Origin of the sequence: Streptomyces amritsarensis, assembly GCF_001953875.1 — a bacterium.
Classification (GTDB): domain Bacteria; phylum Actinomycetota; class Actinomycetes; order Streptomycetales; family Streptomycetaceae; genus Streptomyces; species Streptomyces amritsarensis.
In genome coordinates this window covers 51,379-72,659 of the sequence record NZ_MQUR01000028.1, presented here as the reverse complement: position 1 = coordinate 72,659, position 21,281 = coordinate 51,379, and the positions used below count along the sequence as shown (strand labels likewise).

Sequence of the window (21,281 nt, the reverse complement as noted above, 5' to 3'; positions counted from 1 at the left end):
CGGGTGCCCGGAGTCGGGCACCCGCCGCGGGCGTTCGCCGGCCAGCTCGTCGTCGAAGCTCTCGTCCACCATCAGCTCGGCACCGCTGCGGGCGCCGTCGAGGTAGGTGAAGGCGACCAGCCGTTCGGCGGGGTCGTTGCCCAGGAAGACCGGGCCGCGCAGTGCGTGGGGCGGGAGGGTGACGGCGAACCGCTCGAAGGCGAGCAGCCGCCGCATCCGGTCGCGGACGTCATCTCCGGTTCCGACGAGCCGTTTGACGAAGACCTGGCGGCCGCTTTCCGTGCTGCCGGCCCATATTTCGTTGCGGCCTATCGGCGCGGAGACCGAATTCTGTCGAAGTGGCCGAATCCCATGCGGTCGAGAAAGGATTCCACCGCGGGAACTCCGTCGAGATCGACGGGAGCGAATGTGGTCGACATCGGGTGGCCGACCTCAGATGCTCTGCGTCGCGGGACGGTGGCCGCCGACGGGCTCGGGCCCCGCCGGCTCGGGTTCTGCCAGCCGGGGATCTGCGGGTTGGGGGTCTGCCAGCCCGGGATCGAAGCAGCCGTGACCTGCGGCTCCGTCGGCTCGCGGGGCCTCTCGTCCGCCACCGTGACGGCGGTCGCGACGACGTGGTGGATGCCGGCCGGCGCGGCGGAACGGTCCTCCGAGTCACCCGCATTGGTCAGGGTTGCGACGGCGATTCCGGCGACCAACCCCAGCGCGGTGAATACGTAGACCGAGCGCTTCTTCGCACGTTCCTGGCAGCGGCAGACTTCGGCATTTCGTTTCCCCTCGTGGTGTCGTTGACTTCTCGACGAGGACAACTCTGCCGCGCCGGAGAGCCCCTGAGAGGGAAAAGAGCGTTCAGCTTCCTGTATGCACGGTTCAGCTTCCTGCACCCACTTCGGACCGCGCAAACGACCCAGGCCCAGGTCGTTGACCTGGGCCTTCTTGAAGGACCGCGCGGAGCCGTGCCGCCGGCCGCAGGCGGGCGCGCCGAGCGGCTGGTGGCCGCCTCCGGGCTGCCGCCGATCCGGCTGCACGATCTCCGGCACGGGGCGGCGACGCTCATGCTGGCGGCCGACATCGACATCAAGATCGTGTCCGACACGCTCGGCCACAGCAACACCCGGATCACGCGCGACATCTGAGCGTGCTCCCCCACGTCGGCAAGAGCGCCGCCGAGGCCACCGCCAAGCTGGTCCCTCTCCAGCGCAAGGCCGAGCAGGAAGAGCAGGCCCGCAAGGCCGCCAAGAAGGCCAAGCAAGCCGCGAAGGCGAAGGCCCAGGGGAAGAAGAGGGTCAAGGCCAAGAAGGCCGCGAAGAAGGGCTGACAGCCCCTCCGCTCACGCATCGCTCACGCACGGGGTTCCGAGCCCCAGCCGCCGCATGTGCCGACCGGCCCCGGAAATAGCAAAAGCCCCAGGTCACGGCGAGTGAGTCCTGGGGCTTCTACAGAGCCGCCTTCGGGATTCGAACCCGAGACCTACGCATTACGAGTGCGTTGCTCTGGCCAACTGAGCTAAGGCGGCACCGCTGGTCAGACAAGTATTCCCTCGAAGAGGTGCTCTCATCAGCAGCGGCGCCAAGTCTACAGGGTCTCGGCGGGTGCCCCGAACCAGGTTTCGCCGGGGCGGGACGCAGCTCGCGCAACGGGCCTGATCCACCCGTACCGGCCACCGGGCGGGGCCTGGTGGGGCCGGGGGCGGGGGCTCAGCACTTCTTGCCGTCCTGCGGGGGCTTGCCCTCCAGCAGGTAGCGGTTGATCGCGGTGTCGATGCAGTCGCTGCCGCGCCCGTACGCCGTGTGGCCGTCGCCGTCGTAGGTGAGAAGGGTGCCCGACTCCAGCTGGCCGGCCAGGGCCTGCGCCCACTTGTACGGGGTCGCCGGGTCGCGGAGGGTGCCGACCACCACGATCGGCGCGGCGCCCTTCGCGGTCAGCGGGCCCGCCTTGCCCGTGGCCTTCACCGGCCAGTACCCGCAGTTCAGCGCGGCCCAGGCCAGGCCCGCGCCGAAGACCGGCGAGGCCTTCCGGAAGGAGGGCAGGGCCGCGTCGACCGCGTCCGGGCCGGTGAAGGCCGCGGGCTGGTCGAGGCAGTTGACGGCGGCGTTCGCGAACATCAGGTTGGCGTACTTCCCGTCCGCCCCGCGCTCGTAGTAGCTGTCGGCCAGGCCCAGCAGGCCCGACCCGTCGCCGTTCATCGCCGAGGTCAGCGCTTCGCGCAGCTGGGGCCAGGCGTTCTCGTCGTAGAGCGCCGCGATCACCCCGGTCGTCGCGAGGGCCTCGCCGAGCGGGCGCTTGTCGTCGCCGCTGGGCACGGGCTGCGCGTCGAGCTTGCGGAAGAAGTCCTGCAGACGGGCGGCGACCTCCTCGGGGCTGCCCTGGCCCAGCGGGCAGTCGGGTTGCTTCGCGCAGTCCTTGGCGAAGGAGGTGAAGGCCGTCTCGAAGCCCTCGGTCTGGTCCCGGTTGAGGTCGAGCGCCTGGCGCGTGGGGTCCATCGCGCCGTCCAGGACCAGCCGGCCGACCCGGTCGGGGAAGAGGTTCGCGTACGTCGCGCCCAGCAGCGTGCCGTACGAGGCCCCGACGTAGTTCAGCTTCCCGTCGCCGAGGACGGCGCGTAGCAGGTCCATGTCGCGGGCGGCATCGACAGTCGAGACGTGCGGCAGCACCCTCTTCGAGCGGGCCTCGCAGCCGGCCGCGAACTCCTTGAAGGCGGCCACCAGGCGGGCCCGCTCGGCCGCGTCGTCCGGCGTCTGGTCCACCTGGGTGTACTTGTCCATCTCCGGGCCGGTGAGGCACTCGACGGGGCTGCTGCGCTCCACGCCGCGCGGATCGAAGGACACCATGTCGTACCGGGCGCGCACCGGGGCGGGATAGCCGATGCCCGCGTACGCCTGGAGGTAGCCGATGCCGGAGCCGCCGGGGCCGCCCGGATTGACCACGAGCGAGCCGAGCCGCTTGCCGGGGCCCGTCGCCACCCGGCGGGCCACCGCGATGTCCACGTCCCCGCCCGCGCCGGGGTTCGCGTAGTCCAGCGGCGCCTTCATCGTGGAGCACTGGAATCCGGGGACACCGCAGTCGCGCCAGGTCAGCTTCTGGGCGTAGTACGGACGCATCGCGGCGGCGTCGGGGGACGGCGGCACCGACGCCGTGGCGCCGGCCTCCCCTCTCGCGGACGCGGCGGTTTGGAGCGTCTCCGACCCTCCGGAGGTGCATCCGGAGAGCAGCAGCCCGGCCACTGCGATCACGGTCCCGGTGGTACGCAGCGCGCGACTGGTGTCCATCCTCGGAGCCTACGTCCTGCCGGCGGGCGCAGACGGGCCCTCTGCTCCGGACGGACCCGGCCCTTCCGTGGCGCCCGCCGGGCAGCGCAGGGGCCCGGCCTGCTCCGGCCCGGAGGCCGGTTCGCCCTTACGGGTGAGTCCCCCGGCCCGGAGGGGGTCAGCCCGCGCGCAGCGACATCGTCATCGCCTCCACCGCGAGGAGCGGCGCGACGTTGCGGTCGAGGGCGTCGCGGCAGGCGATGATCGCCTCGATCCGGCGCAGGGTCCGCTCCGGCCCGGAGGCCTTCGCGATGCGCTCCAGGTCCTGCCGTATGTCCTCGTTGGCGATGGCGAGGGCCGAGCCGAGCTGGAGGGCCAGGACGTCGCGGTAGAAGCCGGTCAGGTCGGTGAGTGCCAGGTCGAGGCTGTCGCGCTGGGTCCGGGTCCGGCGCCGCTTCTGCTTGTCCTCCAGCTCCTTCATGACGCCCGCCGTGCCGCGCGGCATCCGCCCGCCCGTACCGGCGGCGGCGCCGAGGGCGGCGCGGAGCTCTTCGGTCTCCTTGGTGTCGACCTCCTCGGCCATCTGCTTGGCGTCCTCGGCGGCGGCGTCCACCAGCTCCTGGGCGGCCTTGAGGCAGGCTCCGACATCGTCCACCCGCAGCGGGAGCTTCAGGACCGTCGCCCTGCGCTCCCTGGCCCCCTCGTCGGTGGCCAGCCGACGGGCGCGGTCGACGTGCCCCTGCGTGGCCCTGGCGGCGGCCAGGGCCGCCGCCGGCTCGACGCCGTCCCGCCGCACCAGCATGTCGGCGACGGCCGTGACCGACGGGGTGCTGAGGGCGAGGTGGCGGCAGCGGGAGCGGATGGTGGGCAGCACGTCCTCCAGGGACGGCGAGCACAGCAGCCACACGGTGCGGGGCGCGGGCTCCTCCACCGCCTTGAGGACGGCGTTGGCGGACTTCTCGTTCAGCCGCTCGGCGTCCTCGACCAGGATGATCTGCCAGCGGCCCGTCGCGGGGGAGGTGTAGGACTTGCGGACGGTGTCGCGCATGTCGTCGACGAGGATCTGGCTGCCGACCGCGGCGACGGTGGAGACGTCCGCGTGGGTGCCGACCATCGTGGTGTGGCAGCCGTCGCAGAACCCGCAGCCCGGCTCACCGCCGAGAGCACGGTCCGGGCTGGTGCACTGCAGGGCCGCCGCGAAGGCCCGGGCGGCGGTGACCCGCCCGGCTCCCGGCGGTCCCGTGAAGAGCCAGGCGTGGGTCATCCTCGACGCGGCGGGCGGCGCGGTCCCGTTCGTGGCGGCCGTGACCAGCGCATCGGCGTCGCGAGCGGCGGCGGCCAGCTGCGTGTGGATCCGCTCCTGGCCCACCAGGTCGTCCCATACGGGCATCCCGCCCACCACCTCTCACTCTCCGTGCACCCATTGTGTCGGGCGCCACCGACAATCCGTTACGGCCGCCTCAGCGGCGGGTGCGGCGCGCTGTGCCTTCGCCCTCGTCGTCGTCCTCGTCGCGGTGGCGGCCCAGCAGCTCGTCCGCCAGCGTCGGCAGGTCGTCGAGCGGGGTCTCCTCCGCCCAGTCCGGCCGGGGACGGCGCGGTCGGCCGTCGTCGTCGACGACGGGGAGTTCCCGCGTCCGGTCGTTGCTGGAGTCCCGGAAGATGCCCGACGGCACCCGATCGGCCGGGTCCTCCTCGGGGCGCCGGGCCGTCGGCCGTGTCGCGGACCGGGCGGGGCCCCCGCTGCCGGAGCCCTGCGGGGCGTCCGGGCGTACGGGCGGCAGCACCGCCGTCTCGTCGGCCGGACGCACCGGCGGCAGCACGGCCGTCTCCTCCACGGCGGACGCCGCGGAGGACGGGTCGACCTTCGGCACCGGAACGGTCTGGGTCACGTCGTCGGGCCGGACGACCCGCTTGACCGCCGGGGTCTCGATCGTCACCGCGTCGTCGGGGTGCGGCTCCTTCACCATGTCGATCCTGGGTCCCGAAGCGGCGGGACCGGACGCCGGAGCTGCCGGAGCCGGAGCTGCCGGAGCCGCAGCCGCGGCAGCAGCCTGGGCCTCCGCGGCCGCCCGGGCCTCCGCGGCGGCCGCGGCGGCCGCCGCCTTCGCCGCGGCCTCGGCCGCCGAGGCCTCCACCAGCCGGCGCGCCTCCTCGGCCTTCAGCAGGGCCTCCTCGGCCCGCCGCTGCTTCTCCAGCCGCCGCTCCTCGGCCTCGGCCCGCAGCCGGGCCTCCTCCTCGGCCTGCTTGCGCAGCCGCTCCGCCTCCGCCGCGCGCGCCTTCGCCTCGGCCTCCGCGCGCAGCCGCTCGGCCTCGGCCCGCGCCCGGGCCTCCTCCTCGGCCCGCAGCCGCTCCTCCTCCGCCTTGCGGGCGGCCTCGGCCTCGGCCCTGATCCGGGCCTCCTCGGCCTCGCGGGCCTTGCGCGCCTCCTCCTCGGCCCGCAGCCGCGCCTCCTCCGCCTTGCGCGCCGCCTCTTCCTCGGCCTTGCGCCGCGCCTCCTCCTCGGCGAGGCGCCGGGCCTCCGCCTGCGCGGCCACCTCCGCCTCGGACAGCGGCAGCATCCGGTCCAGCCGGTGGCGTACGACGGTGGTCACCGAGTCCGGGTCCTGCCCGGCGTCGACCACCAGGTAGCGGCCGGGGTCGGCCGCGGCGAGGGTCAGGAAGCCCGACCGCACCCGCTGGTGGAACTCCGCCGGCTCCGACTCCAGCCGGTCCGGTGCCTCCGTGAACCGCTCCCGCGCCGCCTCGGGCGACACGTCGAGCAGCACCGTCAGGTTCGGTACGAGCCCGCTGGTCGCCCAGCGCGAGATCCGGGCGATCTCCGTCGGGGAGAGGTCGCGGCCGGCGCCCTGATAGGCCACCGAGGAGTCGATGTAGCGGTCCGAGATGACGATCGCGCCGCGCTCCAGGGCCGGGCGCACCACCGTGTCCACGTGTTCGGCGCGGTCGGCCGCATACAGCAGGGCCTCGGCGCGGTTCGACAGCCCGGCCGAGGACACGTCGAGCAGGATCGAGCGGAGCCGCTTGCCGACGGGGGTGGCACCCGGTTCCCGGGTCACGACGACCTCGTGGCCCTTGCCCCGTATCCACTCGGCCAGCGCCTGGACCTGGGTGGACTTGCCCGCTCCGTCGCCGCCCTCCAGCGCGATGAAGAATCCGGTGGCGGCCGGGGCCTGGACGGGCTCCCCGCCGCGCAGCGCGTCGCGCAGGTCGCGGCGCAGCGGCACGCCGCGGCGGTCGTCCGCCTTGGTGAGCACGACCACGGCGACGGGCAGCAGCAGCGCACCGACGAGCATCAGGGTGAAGGCGGCGCCGCCGTGCGAGAAGACGACCTCGACCCCGGTGAGCTGGTGCGGGCCGATCACCGCGGCCAGGACGGGCGCGGCGACGGCGCCTACGGCCACGGCGACCCGTACGACGGCCTGGAGGTGCTCGGTGACCCGCGCCCGGCGGAACTCCTCGGTCTCCTGGTCCAGCAGGGTGTGGCCGGTGTTGGCCGCGACGCCCGCCGCGGTGCCGGCGAGCAGCGAGAGGAACAGCACCGTCGCCGTGTCCGGGACGAGGCCGCTCAGCAGCAGCGCGAGGCCGGCCACCGCTATGGCGAGGGCCAGCAGCCGGCGCCGGGACAGGCCGGGCAGCACCTTGCCGGCCTGGGTGGCGCGGATGCCGGCGGCGGTGCCTGCGACGAGAGCGAGGACGAACAGCGCGAACGCGGCAGGGCCGCCGCCCAGGTCGAAGGCGTGCAGGACGGCCACGGCGACGGCGCAGGACACCGCTCCGGCGACCGCGGCGCAGCTCAGGACCAGCAGCGGGACGGCGCCCGTACGGCCCTTGTCCGGCCGGTCGCCGGTCTTGGGGGCGCGCAGGCCCTCCAGCGGTGAACGCGGCCGCGGGGTCGCCGCGGTGGGCAGCACCAGCGGGAGCAGCAGTGAGACCGACGCGGCGAAGAGGCCGGCGGCGACGTACGAGCCGAGCGCGGCCTGGTTCGCGGCGAACCAGGCCACGCCGAGGCCGAGGGCCTTGCCGACGAGGGTCGCGGCGAGCAGCGCGGCCGCCGCGACGGGGAGCGCCGCGAACGCCGTACGCAGGGTCAGGCGCCGCAGGGCGTCCATGTGGTCCGGAAGCGGCCGTACGGTGGCGCCCTCCGGCGGCGGCTCCGGCAGCAGGGCGGGGGCGGCGCTCTCCTTGGCCAGCGTCCACAGCCGTTCGGCGGCGCCGGACACGAAGACGGTGGCCAGCAGCGCGGTGAGCGCGTGGGCCGGGATCCAGTCGAGCCACAGCGGGGCGACGACGAAGAGGCCGAGGCGGACCCCGTCGGCTGCGATCATCGTCCAGCGGCGGTCCAGCTTGCCGCCGGCGCCGAGGAGCCCGGCGAGCGGGCCGAGCAGGACGGCGCCGAAGAGCAGGGTGGCGAGGATCCGGACGCCGAAGACGGCGGCGACGGCGAGGGCCGCACCGCGGTCTCCGCCGCCGAAGGCGCCCTCGGTGGCGGCTGCCTGAAGCGCCAGCAGAACCAGCACCAGCAGGGCGAGGGCATCACCGATGCCGCTCACCAGCTGGGCGCTCCACAGCCGGCGCAGCCGGGGGGTGCGCAGCAGTGCGCGCACCGCACGCTCGCGGGAATCCGCGGCTAGGGCTTCGTCGTAGGTGGGGTTCGCCGGGGCGGTCACGACCGCCGGCTGCTCGGCTCGCGTCATCCGCCCAGCCTATCCGCTGCGCTTGGCGGCTGCGGAGGCCTGTGGACAAGCCCGGGTGTGACCCCGGACCCACCTTCCGCAAGCACGGAGCCCCACGCTTGGCGTGGGGCTCCGTCGCGCCTACTCGTCCGCCGGGGCGGCGGCCGTCTTCTGGGCCGCGGCCTTCTTGGCGACGGTCTTCTTCGCGACCGTCTTCTTGGCGGTGGCCGTCTTGGCGGTCGTCGTCTTCTTGGCCGCCGTCTTCTTGGCCGCCGCGGTCTTCGTCGCGGTCGCCTTCTTCGCCGGGGCCTTCTTGGCGGCGGTCTTCTTCGCCGTCTTCTTGGCCGGTCCCTTCGCCCGCTTCTCCGCGAGCAGCTCGTAACCCCGCTCGGGCGTGATCGTCTCGACGTCGTCGTCCCGCCGCAGCGTCGCGTTCGTCTCGCCGTCCGTCACGTACGGTCCGAAGCGGCCGTCCTTGACGACCACCGGCTTCCCGCTGACCGGGTCGGCGCCCAGCTCCTTCAGCGGCGGCTTGGCCGCGGCCCGGCCGCGCTGCTTGGGCTGCGCGTAGATCGCGAGGGCTTCGTCCAGCGTGATCGAGAAGAGCTGGTCCTCGGTCTCCAGGGACCGCGAGTCCGTGCCCTTCTTCAGGTACGGGCCGTAGCGGCCGTTCTGGGCCGTGATCTCCACGCCTTCGGCGTCCGCGCCGACGACGCGCGGCAGCGACATCAGCTTGAGGGCGTCGTCGAGGGTGACCGTGTCCAGGCTCATCGTCTTGAAGAGCGAGGCCGTGCGCGCCTTGACTGCGTTCTTGCCGGTCTTCGGCGTGCCCTCGGGCAGGATCTCCGTCACGTACGGCCCGTAGCGGCCGTCCTTGGCGACGATCTCGTTCCCGCTGACCGGGTCCTTGCCGAGCTGGAACTCTCCGCTCGGCTTCGCGAACAGCTCCTCCGCGTAGGCGACCGTCAGCTCGTCCGGAGCCATGTCGTCGGGGATGTCGGCGCGCTGGTGGCCCTCGGAGTCCTTCTCGCCCCGCTCCACGTACGGCCCGTAGCGGCCGACGCGCAGCACGATGCCCTCGCCGACGGGGAAGGAGGAGATCTCCCGGGCGTCGATCGCGCCCAGGTCCGTGACCAGCTCCTTGAGGCCGCCCAGGTGATCGCCGCCCGAGGGCACGACCTCGGTGGCGTTCTCGGAGCCGAAGTAGAACCGCTTCAGCCACGGCACGGACTGGGCCTCGCCCCGCGCGATGCGGTCGAGGTCGTCCTCCATCTTCGCGGTGAAGTCGTAGTCGACGAGCCGGCCGAAGTGCTTCTCCAGCAGGTTGACCACGGCGAACGACAGGAAGGACGGCACGAGGGCCGTGCCCTTCTTGAAGACGTAGCCGCGGTCGAGGATCGTGCCGATGATCGACGCGTACGTCGACGGCCGGCCGATCTCGCGCTCCTCGAGCTCCTTGACCAGCGAGGCCTCGGTGTAGCGGGCCGGCGGCTTGGTCGCGTGGCCGTCCGCCGTGATCTCCTCGGCGGCCAGCGCGTCGCCCTCCGCGACCTGCGGCAGGCGCCGCTCGCGGTCGTCGAGCTCGGCGTTCGGGTCGTCCGCGCCCTCGACGTACGCCTTCATGAAGCCGTGGAAGGTGATCGTCTTGCCGGACGCGCTGAACTCGGCGTCACGGCCGTCCGAGGCGCGTCCGCCGATCTTCACGGTGACGCTGTTGCCGGTCGCGTCCTTCATCTGGGAGGCGACGGTGCGCTTCCAGATGAGCTCGTACAGCCGGAACTGGTCGCCGGTCAGGCCCGTCTCGGCCGGGGTGCGGAAACGATCACCCGAGGGGCGGATCGCCTCGTGCGCCTCCTGCGCGTTCTTGACCTTGCCCGCGTAGACGCGCGGCTTCTCCGGCAGGTAGTCGGCCCCGTACAGCTGGGTGACCTGCGCCCGGGCGGCCGCCACGGCGGTGTCGGAGAGCGTGGTGGAGTCCGTACGCATGTAGGTGATGAAGCCGTTCTCGTACAGCTTCTGCGCCACCTGCATCGTCGCCTTCGCACCGAAGCCCAGCTTGCGCGAGGCCTCCTGCTGGAGCGTCGTCGTGCGGAAGGGGGCGTAGGGGGAACGGCGGTAGGGCTTGGACTCGACCGACCGGACGGCGAACGCGGTGTCGGCGAGCGCGGCGGCCAGCGCCCGCGCGCCTGCCTCGTCGAGGTGCAGCACCTCGCTCTTGAGCTGCCCGTTCGCGCCGAAGTCGCGGCCCTGCGCGACGCGCTTGCCGTCGACCGTGTTCAGGCGGGCGACCAGCGACGACGGGTCGGACGGGTCGCCGGCGCGGCCGGTGGAGAAGGTTCCGGTCAGGTCCCAGTACTCGGCGGAGCGGAACGCGATGCGCTCGCGCTCCCGCTCGACGACGAGGCGGGTGGCCACCGACTGGACGCGGCCGGCCGACAGGCGCGGCATGACCTTCTTCCACAGGACCGGCGAGACCTCGTAGCCGTAGAGGCGGTCGAGGATGCGGCGGGTCTCCTGGGCGTCGACCATGCGCTGGTTCAGCTCGCGCGGGTTGGCGACGGCGTCGCGGATCGCGTCCTTGGTGATCTCGTGGAAGACCATCCGGTGGACGGGGACCTTGGGCTTGAGGACTTCCTGAAGGTGCCACGCGATGGCTTCGCCCTCGCGGTCCTCATCGGTGGCGAGGAAGAGTTCGTCGGACTCGGCCAGCAGCTCCTTGAGCTTGCGGACCTGGGCCTTCTTGTCGGCGTTGACGACGTAGATCGGCTGGAAGTCGTGCTCGACGTCCACGCCGAGGCGGCGGACCTCACCGGTGTACTTGTCGGGAACCTCGGCCGCGCCGTTGGGGAGGTCGCGGATGTGCCCGACGCTCGCCTCGACGACGTATCCCGGGCCGAGGTAGCCCTTGATCGTCTTCGCCTTGGCAGGGGACTCGACGATGACGAGTCGGCGGCCGCCCTTTGCGGTCTCGCTAGTCGGGGACAACTTGGCTCTTCTCTCCGGTCGGCACTCGGTCGCAGTACGGCGACGCTGCGGAGTGTGACGGTACAACCCGCCCCCGTGTCAAACGGCACAAGCCCGCAACGGCCACTCGAACGGTAACCCGACAAGTGCGGTTTCTGCCGCCCGGATGCCGCGCCGGACCCTTCCCGATCACCGGGCCGAGTGGCCGCGGGGCCGTCTGGCCCCGCGTCCGCGCCCCGTCCCGCGTGGGCTTCCGGAGCCGGTGCCGCGGCCGCCGGCGCACCCCTCGCGGCGGCGCCGGACCGGCCTGCGCCGCCGGGCCGCCCCTGGCCCGCGCAGCCCCGCCGAAGAAGCGGAGGCGATGGTTCGACCGTGACGGGGCGCGCAGCCTCGACCACCGGCGCACGGCGGCCGGCGCGCGCTCCCGTCCAGGCCTGCAGAGCGGCCCCGAACAGCGTGAACACGGCCTCGGCGAAGATCGCCGGACCGGTTTCCGCGCCGTTCCCCTCACCCCCGGGCCACTCCCGGGCCCCCCCCGGACCCCGCTGCGCAGCACGCTGCCAGCCCCGGGGATACGCCGGGCGAACCCAGGGTTACATCACGGTGCCGGCTTCTGACCGGGGGTCGCCACGGGCTCCAGGAAACCCTGCTCAACCAGCATCCGGATGGCCTCCGGAGTCCGGTCGCGCAGCACGACGGGGTCCTCCTGCATCAGCTGTGCGATCGCGTCCAGGATCCGTCCGGCGCTCAGTGAGCCGTCACACACTCCCGCGAAGCCCGCGCCGACCGTGTCGACCTTCGTGGCGCGCCGCATTCCGCGGTTCTGCCGGAGCACGACATGTTCGGGGTCCTCCGCTCCGGGCGAGCCGACCTGCTCCTGGACGACTTCCTCGACCAGCACGAAGCGGGCCTCCAGCAGGGCCGCGTCGTCGTGCTCGCGCAGGTAGTCCTGGCGGGCGAAGTGGGCGAGGACGGCCTCGCCGAGCGGCTGCTCCACCGTGTGCGGCCACTCCTCGACCACGATCGAGGGCTCCGCCGCGTCCGTCCGGCGCAAGGTGATCCATCCGAAGCCGACGCTCCTGGTCTTGCGGGCCTCGAACTCGTCCAGCCAGTCCTCGTAACGCCGCGCGTACTCCTCGGGGTCGGTGCGGTGGTCGCCCGCGTCGCGCAGCCACAGCTCCGCGTACTGCGTGACGTCCTGCACGTCGCGCTGGACGATCCAGGCATCACAGCCGCGCGGCACCCAGGAGCGGAGCCGGTCGCGCCAGTCCTCGCCCTCCACGTGCTGCCAGTTGCCGAGGAACTGCGCGTACCCGCCGGGATTGAGCCGTGCGCCCGCCTCCTGGACCAACGTCCGGCACAGGTCGTCGCCGCCCATTCCGCCGTCGCGGTACGTCAGCCGGGCGCCCGGGGAGATCACGAACGGCGGGTTCGACACGATCAGGTCGTACGTCGCCTCGCCGACCGGCTCGAAGAGCGAGCCGGTGAGCAGCTCGGCCTCCGGCGCCCCGGAGAGGGCCAGCGTCAAACGGGTGAATCCGAGGGCTCTGGGGTTGACGTCGGTGGCGGTGACCCGGGTCGCGTGCCGGGTGGCGTGCAGCGCCTGGATGCCCGATCCGGTACCCACGTCGAGGGCGGAGCCGACCGGCGTGCGCACGGTAATCCCGGCCAGGGTCGTGGAGGCTCCGCCGACGCCGAGTACGACGCCCTCCTCCCGGCTGCCGATCCCGCCGGCCCCGCCGACGGCGCAGCCGAGGTCCGAGACGATGAACCAGTCCTCGCCGTCGGGGCCCCCGTACGGGCGCACGTCGACGGTGGCGTGCACCTCGTCGCCCTCGCGCCGCAGCCACCCGTCGGCCAGGGCGGCCTCGACCGGCATCGCCGTCGCGGCGTGCACGTACGGCACGGGCTGCTGGAGCAGGAACAGCCGGACCAGGGTGGCGAGCGGGCCGTCTCCGCCGCCCCGGGTGGCGCGCAGGGCGGGGACCGTCTCGCTGCGGGCCAGCGCGGCGTAGGCGGGGGCGCCGAGCAGGTCGAGCAGCCCGTCGGCGGTGAAGCCGGCGGCCAGCATCGCGCTGCGGAGCTCGGCGGCGTGGTCGGGGGTGGGGAGGCTGGTGGTACTCACCCGTCCATTGTGTCCGCTGGGGCCCGTCCCGCCGGTCACCACGGGCCCGGATGTGCGAAAGGGCGGCCGGGCTCCCTCGCGGGAGCCCGGCCGCCCGGGTCCTCGTGCGGCGCGGTACGCGCCCTGGAGGGCGCCTACTTGGGCGCTGCCGAGGTCGCCGCGACCTGGCAGCCCTTCTGGTTGTTGATGGCCTTGTCGAGACCGCCCGCGTTGAGCGTGGCGAGGGCGTCCTGGCCGCCCTTCGTCGCCTCCTGCAGGCCGCCCGCGACCTCCTTGAGGCCGTCGGCGAACTTCGTCTGGTCCGCGGGGTCGAGGGCGTCCATCTTGGCCTTCAGGTCGGCGTACCCCTTGGAGGTCGCCTCGAAGCCCTTGACCGCCGCCTCCTGGGTCTTGGCGCCGTTCTTGACCGGCGGCACACCCGCCTGCTGCAGGGCGCTGCCCATCGTCTTGTACGACTCCGACATGGCCGCGAAAGCCGCCGCGTCGGTCTGCTTGACCTCGTCGGGCTTGCTGCTCTCCGTGGCCACGCGCTTGATGTCGGCGTTGGCGGTCTCGATCTTCTTGAGTTCGGGCTGCCACTGGTCGCAGACCTTCTTGGCCCAGGCGTTGGCCTTCTCGTCGCCGTCGTCCCCGCCGCAGCCGGACAGGACGAGCATCAGCACCGCACTGCCCGACAACGCGGCCGCAAGCTTCTTGTTCACCGGATTGGTCCCTTCGAAGGCTCTCGGCCCGGAAGATACACGCCTGCCGTCGGGGGACGCACAAAGGCGGACAGACGACGCGTCAGTCCGCGTCGCCTGTCCGCCGTTCGGGCGCACGGCCGGCCCTGCCCGGCCCGGCCCGTCCTTCGGCCGGCGCCTCGGTCAGGAGACCGTCGCCGGATCGGCCGACTGGGCCACCCGCTCGGCCGTCCCGTCCGTCTCGTCCCCCACGGCGATGCCGCGGCGCTTGGAGACGTACACCGCGCCGACGATGACGCCGATCGCGAGGACCGCGACGATCGCCCGTACGGTCGGGCTGGTGTCCGCGCCGTAGCTGAACTGCACGACGGCGGGGGCGATCAGCAGCGCCACCAGGTTCATGACCTTCAGCAGCGGGTTGATCGCGGGACCGGCGGTGTCCTTGAACGGGTCGCCGACCGTGTCGCCGATCACGACCGCCTCGTGGGCCTCGCTGCCCTTGCCGCCGTGGTGGCCGTCCTCGACCAGCTTCTTGGCGTTGTCCCAGGCGCCGCCGGAGTTGGCGAGGAAGACCGCCATCAGCGTGCCCGTGCCGATGGCGCCGGCGAGGAAGGCCCCGAGGGCGCCCACACCGAGGCTGAAGCCGACCGCGATCGGTGTCAGGACGGCGAGCAGGCCGGGCGTGGCGAGCTCGCGCAGCGCGTCCTTGGTGCAGATGTCGACGACGCGCCCGTACTCGGGCTTCTCGCTGTAGTCCATGATCCCGGGGTGCTCGCGGAACTGGCGGCGCACCTCGTAGACCACCGAGCCCGCGGAGCGGGAGACCGCGTTGATGGCGAGGCCGGAGAACAGGAAGACCACGGCCGCGCCCAGGATCAGCCCGACGAGGTTGTTGGGCTGCGCGATGTCCAGGCTGAGGTTCAGCTCCCCGGCCTTGGCGCCGACTTCCTTGACCGCGACGGCGATCGCGTCGTTGTACGAGCCGAAGAGCGCGGCGGCGGCGAGCACGGCCGTCGCGATGGCGATGCCCTTGGTGATGGCCTTGGTGGTGTTGCCGACGGCGTCGAGGTCGGTCAGGACCTGCGCGCCGGCGCCCTCGACGTCGCCGGACATCTCGGCGATGCCCTGGGCGTTGTCGGAGACGGGCCCGAAGGTGTCCATGGCGACGATGACGCCGACGGTGGTGAGCAGGCCGGTGCCGGCCAGGGCCACCGCGAAGAGCGCCAGCAGGATCGAGGTGCCGCCGAGCAGGAACGCCCCGTAGACGCCGAGGCCGATCAGGAGCGCCGTGTAGACGGCGGACTCCAGGCCGACGGAGATGCCGGCGAGGACGACCGTGGCGGCTCCCGTCAGGGAGGACTTGCCGATGTCCCGGACGGGGCGGCGGTTGGTCTCGGTGAAGTAGCCGGTCAGCTGCTGGATCAGGGCCGCCAGCACGATGCCGATGGCGACGGCGACGACGGCCAGGACGCGCGGGTCGCCGGAGTGGTTGGTGATCGCCTCGTTCTCGACGCCGACGAGCTCCTTGTAGGTGGACGGCAGGTAGGCGTAGACGGCGATCGCGACCAGCACCAGGGAGATCACGGCCGAGATGAAGAAGCCGCGGTTGATGGCGGTCATGCCGCTGCGGTCGCTGCGGCGCGGGGAGACCGCGAAGATGCCGATCATCGCGGTGATGACGCCGATGGCGGGGACGATCAGCGGGAAGGCCAGGCCCAGGTCGCCGAAGGCGGCCTTGCCGAGGATGAGCGCTGCCACGAGGGTGACGGCGTAGGACTCGAAGAGGTCGGCCGCCATTCCGGCGCAGTCTCCGACGTTGTCGCCCACGTTGTCGGCGATGGTCGCGGCATTGCGCGGGTCGTCCTCCGGAATGCCCTGTTCGACCTTGCCGACCAGGTCGGCGCCGACGTCGGCGGCCTTGGTGAAGATTCCGCCGCCCACGCGCATGAACATCGCGATCAGGGCGGCGCCGAGACCGAAGCCCTCCAGGACCTTGGGGGCGTCCGCGGCGTAGACCAGGACGACGCAGGAGGCGCCGAAGAGGCCGAGGCCGACGGTGAACATGCCGACCACGCCGCCCGTGCGGAAGGCGATCTTCATCGCCTGGTGGGAGACCTCGGTCAGGTCCTTGGCTGGCTCCCCCTCGGCCGGGGTGGCCTGGCGTGCGGCGGCGGCGACACGCACGTTGGCGCGGACCGCGAGGCGCATGCCGATGTAGCCGGTGGCCGCCGAGAAGATGGCGCCGACGAGGAAGAAGGCGGAGCGTCCCGCCCGCTGGTTCCAGTCGTCGGCGGGGAGCAGGAAGAGCAGGAAGAAGACCACGACGGCGAAGATGCCGAGGGTGCGCAGCTGCCGGCCGAGGTAGGCGTTGGCGCCTTCCTGGACGGCTGCGGCGATCTTCTTCATGCTGTCGGTTCCCTCGTCGGCGGCGAGGACCTGGCGGACCAGGAACTGCGCGACGACGAGTGCGGCGAGTGCCACGGCCGCAATGACGATCACGATGAGCCGATTGTCATCGGTGAGTACTGCGGATGCCAGATCAGCGGTGCCATCCGGCGCGAGAGGGGTGAAGAGCCCCGTCATTCGTCCTCCTTGACGTGATGAGCTCAAGATGTGGACGGATTGTAGGGAGCGCATCCCGATCAAAACAGTGCGCAGGAAACGCAATTGGCGTGCTCCTGCTCCTCAGCAATAGATCGCGTCACTCCATTACCCTCGAAAGTGGTAATGGGGCAAAGGCATTGACGGATGCTCATTGATCTAGGGAAATGAAAAAGGCCCTGCTCAGCAGGGCCTTGATAAAGATCAGAAGATAGGAGGGAATGCGCGCGCCGTGGATCTCACGGAAGATCGGAAGACCCCGAGACGGGCCAGCTCATCCTGATGGTCCCGCCCGATTCCCCACTGGTCACCTCGACGTCGTCGACGAGCCCGCTGATCACCGCGAGCCCCATCTCGTCCTCGGTGTCCCCGTCGGAGTCCTGGACCGCGGCGATGCCGGACACGGTGTCGGCCGGGATCCCCTCCGGGCCGGGAACCTCGTCGCCGACCTCGATGGAGAACGACTTGTCCTCTTCGGTCAGCACCACCCGGACGGGCGCGGTCAGCCCGTTGCTCCGGTGGAGTCCGACGGCACGCGAGCACGCCTCGCCCACGGCGAGGCGGACCTCGTCGAGGACGGCTTCCTCCACGCCGGCCCTGCGCGCCACGGCGGCCGCGACCAGGCGGGCCGTCCGGACGTGTTCGGGCTGGGCGCTGAAGCGCAGTTCAACGGTGGCCATGGGCGTCCCCCTCGGACTACGGGCGTGCCTTGACAGGGGTCCGGACCATCCATGGTCCGGCACCCCCGCTCTCCTTGCCGGCCCCCGACTGTCCGGAAACTGCCGGGGGCCGTCCGGAGCCGTCAGTCGGTGGCGTTGACGGCGTCGTCCACCGTGGTGTGGATCGGGAACACCTTGGTCAGACCGGTAATACGGAAGATCTTCAGGATGCGCTCCTGGTTGCACACCAGGCGGAGCGAACCCTCGTGCGCGCGGACGCGCTTGAGACCTCCCACGAGCACACCAAGTCCGGTGGAGTCGAGGAAGTCCACTCGCTCCATGTCGACGACCAGGTGGTAGCTGCCGTCGTTCACCAACTCGACCAACTGCTCGCGCAGCTTGGGCGCGGTATACACATCAATCTCGCCACCGACCTCCACGACCGTACGGTCGCCGACAGTGCGAGTCGACAGGGACAGGTCCACGGATCCTCCAGCACCTTGCTATCGAGCGGCGCCCCCCAGGGGCCTCCCCACCCGAAGGTAGGTGAGGGATTGGCTGCCGCAATGGCATTCAATCACTTACCGGCAGGCGCGCACGACGCCTTCCGACCATTGTCCCGCACGCCGGTGACACACTCGGTTCCGATGGCCCACACTCACGGTCCCGGACGGCCCACGGCAGACGCGGACTCCCGACCCACCCCCGACACGGTCCTGAACCGCCTGTCACGGGGGCCTTTCCGGTCTGCGCGCATCACCCATACGGAGCACTTGCCCCCTCGGGAGGGCCGTCATGCAGTCTGGCCCGACCGCATCCGAACGGACGTAGTAGCCGCCATCCAGGCCGCCGGGATCGGCCATCCGTGGGAACACCAGGCCGCGGCCGCCGAACACGCCCTGGACGGCGAATCCGTGGTCGTCGCCACCGGAACCGCCTCGGGCAAGTCCCTGGCCTACCTCGCCCCCGTGCTCTCGGCCCTCGCGGACGGCGCACAGGCGCCGAACGGCAGGGGCGCGACCGCCCTGTACCTGGCCCCCACCAAGGCCCTGGCGGCCGACCAGCGGCGCGCCGTACGGGACCTGGCCGCCCCGCTGGGCAACGCCGTCCGCCCCGCGGTCTACGACGGGGACACGCCCGTCGAGGAGCGCGAATGGGTGCGCCAGTACGCGAACTACGTCCTGACCAACCCCGACATGCTGCACCGCGGGATCCTCCCGGCCCACCCCCGCTGGTCCTCCTTCCTGCGCGCCCTGCGCTACGTGGTGATCGACGAGTGCCACACCTACCGCGGGGTCTTCGGCTCCCACGTGGCACAGGTCCTGCGCCGGCTGCGGCGGCTGTGCGCCCGCTACGGCTCCGAGCCGGTGTTCCTGCTGGCCTCCGCCACCGCCAGCGACCCGGCGGCGGCGGCGTCCCGGCTGACCGGGGTACCGGTGACCGAGATCACCGACGACGCCTCACCGCGCGGCGAGGTGGTCTTCGCCCTCTGGGAGCCGCCGCTGCTCACCGAGCTGCGGGGCGAGAGGGGCGCCCCCGTACGCCGTACGGCCACCGCGGAGACCGCAGACCTGCTGACCGACCTGGTGGTCCAGGGCGTCCGTACGGTGGCCTTCGTGCGCTCCCGGCGCGGCGCGGAACTGATCTCCGTGATCACCCAGGAGCGCCTCGCGGAGGTCGACCGGTCCCTGCCCCGGCGGGTCGCGGCCTACCGGGGCGGCTACCTGCCCGAGGAGCGCCGGGCCCTGGAGCGGGCCCTGCACTCCGGCGAGCTGCTGGGGCTGGCCGCCACGACCGCCCTGGAGCTGGGCGTGGACGTCTCCGGCCTGGACGCCGTGCTGATCACCGGATATCCGGGTACGCGGGCCTCCCTGTGGCAGCAGGCGGGCCGGGCCGGGCGCTCGGGCCAGGGCGCGCTGGCCGTGCTGATCGCCCGGGACGATCCGCTCGACACCTACCTGGTCCACCATCCGGAAGCGCTGTTCCGCCAACCGGTGGAAGCCACCGTCCTGGACCCCGACAACCCGTACGTCCTCGCCCCCCACCTGTGTGCGGCTGCGGAGGAGCTCCCGCTGACCGAGGCGGACCTGGACCTCTTCGGGCCAGCCACCGCGGAACTCCTCCCCCAGCTCGAAGCGGCGAAGCTGCTGCGCCGGCGGGCGGCGGGCTGGCACTGGACCCGCCGGGAGCGGGCCTCGGACCTGACCGACATCCGGGGCGGCGGCGGGCGTCCGGTGCAGATCGTCGAGGCCGCCACCGGCCGGCTGCTGGGCACGGTCGACGAGTCGGCGGCCCACACCGCCGTCCACGAGGGTGCCGTCCACCTCCACCAGGGCCGTACGTATCTGGTGCAGCACCTGGACCTGGAGGGCTCGGCGGCCCTCGTGGAGGCGGCCGACCCGCCCTTCTCCACCACGGCCCGTGACACCACCTCCATCTCCATCCTGGAAACCGAGACCGAGGTCCCCTGGGGCCCGGCCCGGCTCTGCTTCGGCTCCGTGGAGGTGACCAACCAGGTCGTCTCCTACCTGCGCCGCAAACTGATCACCGGCGAGGTCCTCGGCGAGGCCAAGCTGGACCTGCCGCCCCGCACCCTGCGCACCAGGGCCGTCTGGTGGACCGTGACCGAGGACCAGCTCGACGAGGCCCGGATCAACCCGGAGATCCTCGGCGGCGCCCTGCACGCCGCCGAGCACGCCTCCATCGGCATGCTGCCGCTGTTCGCCACCTGCGACCGCTGGGACATCGGCGGCGTGTCCGTGCCGCTCCATCCCGACACCCTCCTTCCCACGGTCTTCGTCTACGACGGCCACCCCGGCGGCGCCGGCTTCGCGGAGCGGGCCTTCCACACGGCCCGCGCCTGGCTGACGGCCACCCGCGACGCCATCGCCGCCTGCGAGTGCGAGGCAGGCTGCCCCTCCTGCATCCAGTCCCCCAAGTGCGGCAACGGCAACGACCCTCTCCACAAGCGCGGCGCCATCCGCCTCCTCACCCGCCTCCTCTCCGAATCCCCGCAACCCCCCTCCCCCTGACCCGCCCGCGCCCACTCGGCGCACGGGCCTGGCGCCCTGACGCACCAGGCCGCGGCCCTGGGCGGGGCCCGCAAGGGCCGGCCCCAGACCCCCGCCAGGCCCGGACGACCGTGCCCGGCAGCCCCGGAGGCGTGCCCCGCGGAACCGGCCGGACGGCGGGCCGGCAGGGTCTACGGCGCTGGGCCGGGCCCCAAAGGGCCGTAGACCCTGCCGCGCCTGGGCGGCCCCTGGGGCGGGCCCGGCGGCTTCGCACGGCCGCGCGGGTGTCCGGCGGGGCCCTGTCCGGGCGGCTTCCGCAGGGCTGGCGGGCGCCTGGGCCGGCCGGACCGGCTCTCAGTCCGGCATGTCCTCAGCCGGCGGCTCCCGGGGCGGGCCCGCGCGGGCTCGGATCTCGGGCCGGAACGGGCCAGCTGCGACCCGGGCGGCCACCTCGGCCACCTCGCCCCCGAGGCGGCACCCGACGAGCTCCGCCCCTTGGGCCCGGGCCACCCGGAGCGCCGCGGCGCAGGCGGTGTCCGGCCCGTGCGCCCAGGTGGCCGCCGCCGCGAGCGCCGCCAGGTCCGCAGCCGCAGCCGCCCGGTGACGGGCCACGACGGCCTGGCCGAGCATCAGCACCCCCGCGAACACCGCGCCCAGCACCGTCGCCACCAGAGCCGCCCACACCGTGGCCGAGCCCCGATCACGATCCCGGTCCCGGTCCCGGCTCACGGCGGAGGCCCCACGCTGTCCTCGGCGAGGGCCACCGCCTGCGCCCCCAGCCGCAGCGGGATCCCGGCCGGCCCCGGAACGGGCGCCGCCACCCGGACCCGCCAGAGGTCGCCCGCCCGCTCCAGCTCCACCCGCGCCCCCGACGGCGCGGCCTGGCGTGCCGCCGCCACCGCCACCTCCGCCGGCTCCGACCTGGCCGCCGCGCGGGCACCGACCCGGGCCGCGTCGACGCACCGGATCTGCCCGGCCGCCGCCATCAGGGCCCACACCAGCGACGCCGCGAAGAGCACCAGCGCCGGAATCACCAGGGCGGCCTCCGCCGTCACATATCCCCGGTCCCGCTTTTCCCGGCCTCGGCCTCCCCCCGACTTCTTCTCAGAAGGGCACATCGAGCGCCTTCCCGATGGTCGACTGAAGGGCCGTGGCGACGACTTCGCTCGTCACCACCTTGTAGAGAACGGCCGCGAATGCGCAGGCCGCGATCGTGCCCATGGCGTATTCCGAAGTGGACATCCCCGCGTCGCTCCCGCGACCGGCGAGCGCCGCCCGAACACGAAACCAGATGATCCTCATGGCAACCTCCTGTGGATT

14 protein-coding genes, 1 tRNA gene and 2 pseudogenes are annotated in these 21,281 nt (G+C 72.8%); 2 read left to right on the top strand and 15 right to left on the bottom strand.

The window, feature by feature from the left end; genetic code table 11:
* Both AVW11_RS14920 and AVW11_RS37135 read right to left on the bottom strand, forming a co-directional pair.
* Window positions 1–216 (bottom strand): annotated as a pseudogene (locus AVW11_RS14920) (hypothetical protein); the annotation flags it as partial.
* A 92-nt stretch (window positions 217–308) separates the two neighbouring features.
* The gene (locus tag AVW11_RS37135; protein ID WP_143568843.1) at window positions 309–884 is read right to left on the bottom strand and encodes a hypothetical protein; all 576 of its coding nucleotides are present in this window, start codon (window positions 882–884) and stop codon (window positions 309–311) included.
* 99 nt (window positions 885–983) lie between these two features.
* Between AVW11_RS37135 and AVW11_RS14910 the strand changes: the two are divergent.
* Window positions 984–1,318 (top strand): annotated as a pseudogene (locus AVW11_RS14910) (tyrosine-type recombinase/integrase); the annotation flags it as partial.
* Window positions 1,319–1,442: 124 nt separating this feature from the next.
* On the opposite strand, the gene AVW11_RS14905 reads toward AVW11_RS14910, so the two are convergent.
* The 10 genes from AVW11_RS14905 to bldG all read right to left on the bottom strand — a co-directional run bounded on the left by AVW11_RS14905 (window position 1,443) and on the right by bldG (window position 17,435).
* Window positions 1,443–1,516, bottom strand: a tRNA-Thr gene (locus tag AVW11_RS14905).
* A 181-nt stretch (window positions 1,517–1,697) separates the two neighbouring features.
* Window positions 1,698–3,269, bottom strand: a complete 1,572-nt coding sequence (locus AVW11_RS14900; RefSeq protein WP_076044218.1) for an alpha/beta hydrolase — start codon at window positions 3,267–3,269, stop codon at window positions 1,698–1,700.
* A gap of 157 nt (window positions 3,270–3,426) precedes the next feature.
* The gene (locus tag AVW11_RS14895; protein ID WP_030845823.1) at window positions 3,427–4,638 is read right to left on the bottom strand and encodes a DNA polymerase III subunit delta'; all 1,212 of its coding nucleotides are present in this window, start codon (window positions 4,636–4,638) and stop codon (window positions 3,427–3,429) included.
* A gap of 70 nt (window positions 4,639–4,708) precedes the next feature.
* Window positions 4,709–7,942, bottom strand: coding sequence for a dTMP kinase (tmk, locus tag AVW11_RS14890; RefSeq protein ID WP_076044217.1), 3,234 nt, complete (start codon window positions 7,940–7,942; stop codon window positions 4,709–4,711).
* A gap of 120 nt (window positions 7,943–8,062) precedes the next feature.
* The gene (gene topA, locus AVW11_RS14885) at window positions 8,063–10,906 is read right to left on the bottom strand and encodes a type I DNA topoisomerase (RefSeq protein WP_076044216.1); all 2,844 of its coding nucleotides are present in this window, start codon (window positions 10,904–10,906) and stop codon (window positions 8,063–8,065) included.
* Between the two features lie 577 nt (window positions 10,907–11,483).
* Window positions 11,484–13,010 carry a DUF7059 domain-containing protein gene (locus tag AVW11_RS14880; protein WP_076044215.1) on the bottom strand — a complete coding sequence of 509 codons (1,527 nt, stop codon included), beginning with the start codon at window positions 13,008–13,010 and terminating at the stop codon, window positions 11,484–11,486.
* Between the two features lie 134 nt (window positions 13,011–13,144).
* Window positions 13,145–13,711 carry a hypothetical protein gene (locus AVW11_RS14875; RefSeq protein ID WP_037833252.1) on the bottom strand — a complete coding sequence of 189 codons (567 nt, stop codon included), beginning with the start codon at window positions 13,709–13,711 and terminating at the stop codon, window positions 13,145–13,147.
* A gap of 162 nt (window positions 13,712–13,873) precedes the next feature.
* A complete protein-coding gene (locus tag AVW11_RS14870) occupies window positions 13,874–16,273 on the bottom strand; it encodes a sodium-translocating pyrophosphatase (protein ID WP_030845808.1) in 2,400 nt (799 codons plus the stop codon).
* A 257-nt stretch (window positions 16,274–16,530) separates the two neighbouring features.
* A complete protein-coding gene (locus AVW11_RS14865) occupies window positions 16,531–16,971 on the bottom strand; it encodes an ATP-binding protein (RefSeq protein WP_030845805.1) in 441 nt (146 codons plus the stop codon).
* Window positions 16,972–17,093: 122 nt separating this feature from the next.
* Window positions 17,094–17,435 (bottom strand): anti-sigma factor antagonist BldG, encoded by a 342-nt coding sequence (bldG, locus tag AVW11_RS14860; protein ID WP_030028781.1) that lies wholly within the window; start codon window positions 17,433–17,435, stop codon window positions 17,094–17,096.
* A gap of 81 nt (window positions 17,436–17,516) precedes the next feature.
* Here bldG and AVW11_RS14855 point away from each other — a divergent pair, with 81 nt between their 5' ends.
* On the top strand, window positions 17,517–19,982 hold the full coding sequence (locus AVW11_RS14855; RefSeq protein WP_076044214.1) for a DEAD/DEAH box helicase: 2,466 nt from the start codon (window positions 17,517–17,519) through the stop codon (window positions 19,980–19,982).
* Window positions 19,983–20,315: 333 nt separating this feature from the next.
* Here AVW11_RS14855 and AVW11_RS36570 read toward each other — a convergent pair whose 3' ends face one another.
* Genes AVW11_RS36570 through AVW11_RS14840 form a run of 3 tightly spaced genes read right to left on the bottom strand, consistent with a single transcriptional unit; the run spans window position 20,316 to window position 21,263 of the window.
* A complete protein-coding gene (locus tag AVW11_RS36570) occupies window positions 20,316–20,690 on the bottom strand; it encodes an Rv3654c family TadE-like protein (protein ID WP_060177030.1) in 375 nt (124 codons plus the stop codon).
* Window positions 20,687–21,079 (bottom strand): TadE family type IV pilus minor pilin, encoded by a 393-nt coding sequence (locus AVW11_RS36565; protein WP_076044213.1) that lies wholly within the window; start codon window positions 21,077–21,079, stop codon window positions 20,687–20,689. The genes AVW11_RS36570 and AVW11_RS36565 overlap by 4 nt, the downstream gene beginning before the upstream one ends.
* Window positions 21,066–21,263, bottom strand: a complete 198-nt coding sequence (locus AVW11_RS14840) for a DUF4244 domain-containing protein (protein ID WP_078094791.1) — start codon at window positions 21,261–21,263, stop codon at window positions 21,066–21,068. The genes AVW11_RS36565 and AVW11_RS14840 overlap by 14 nt, the downstream gene beginning before the upstream one ends.
* Between the last annotated feature and the right edge of the window lie 18 nt (window positions 21,264–21,281).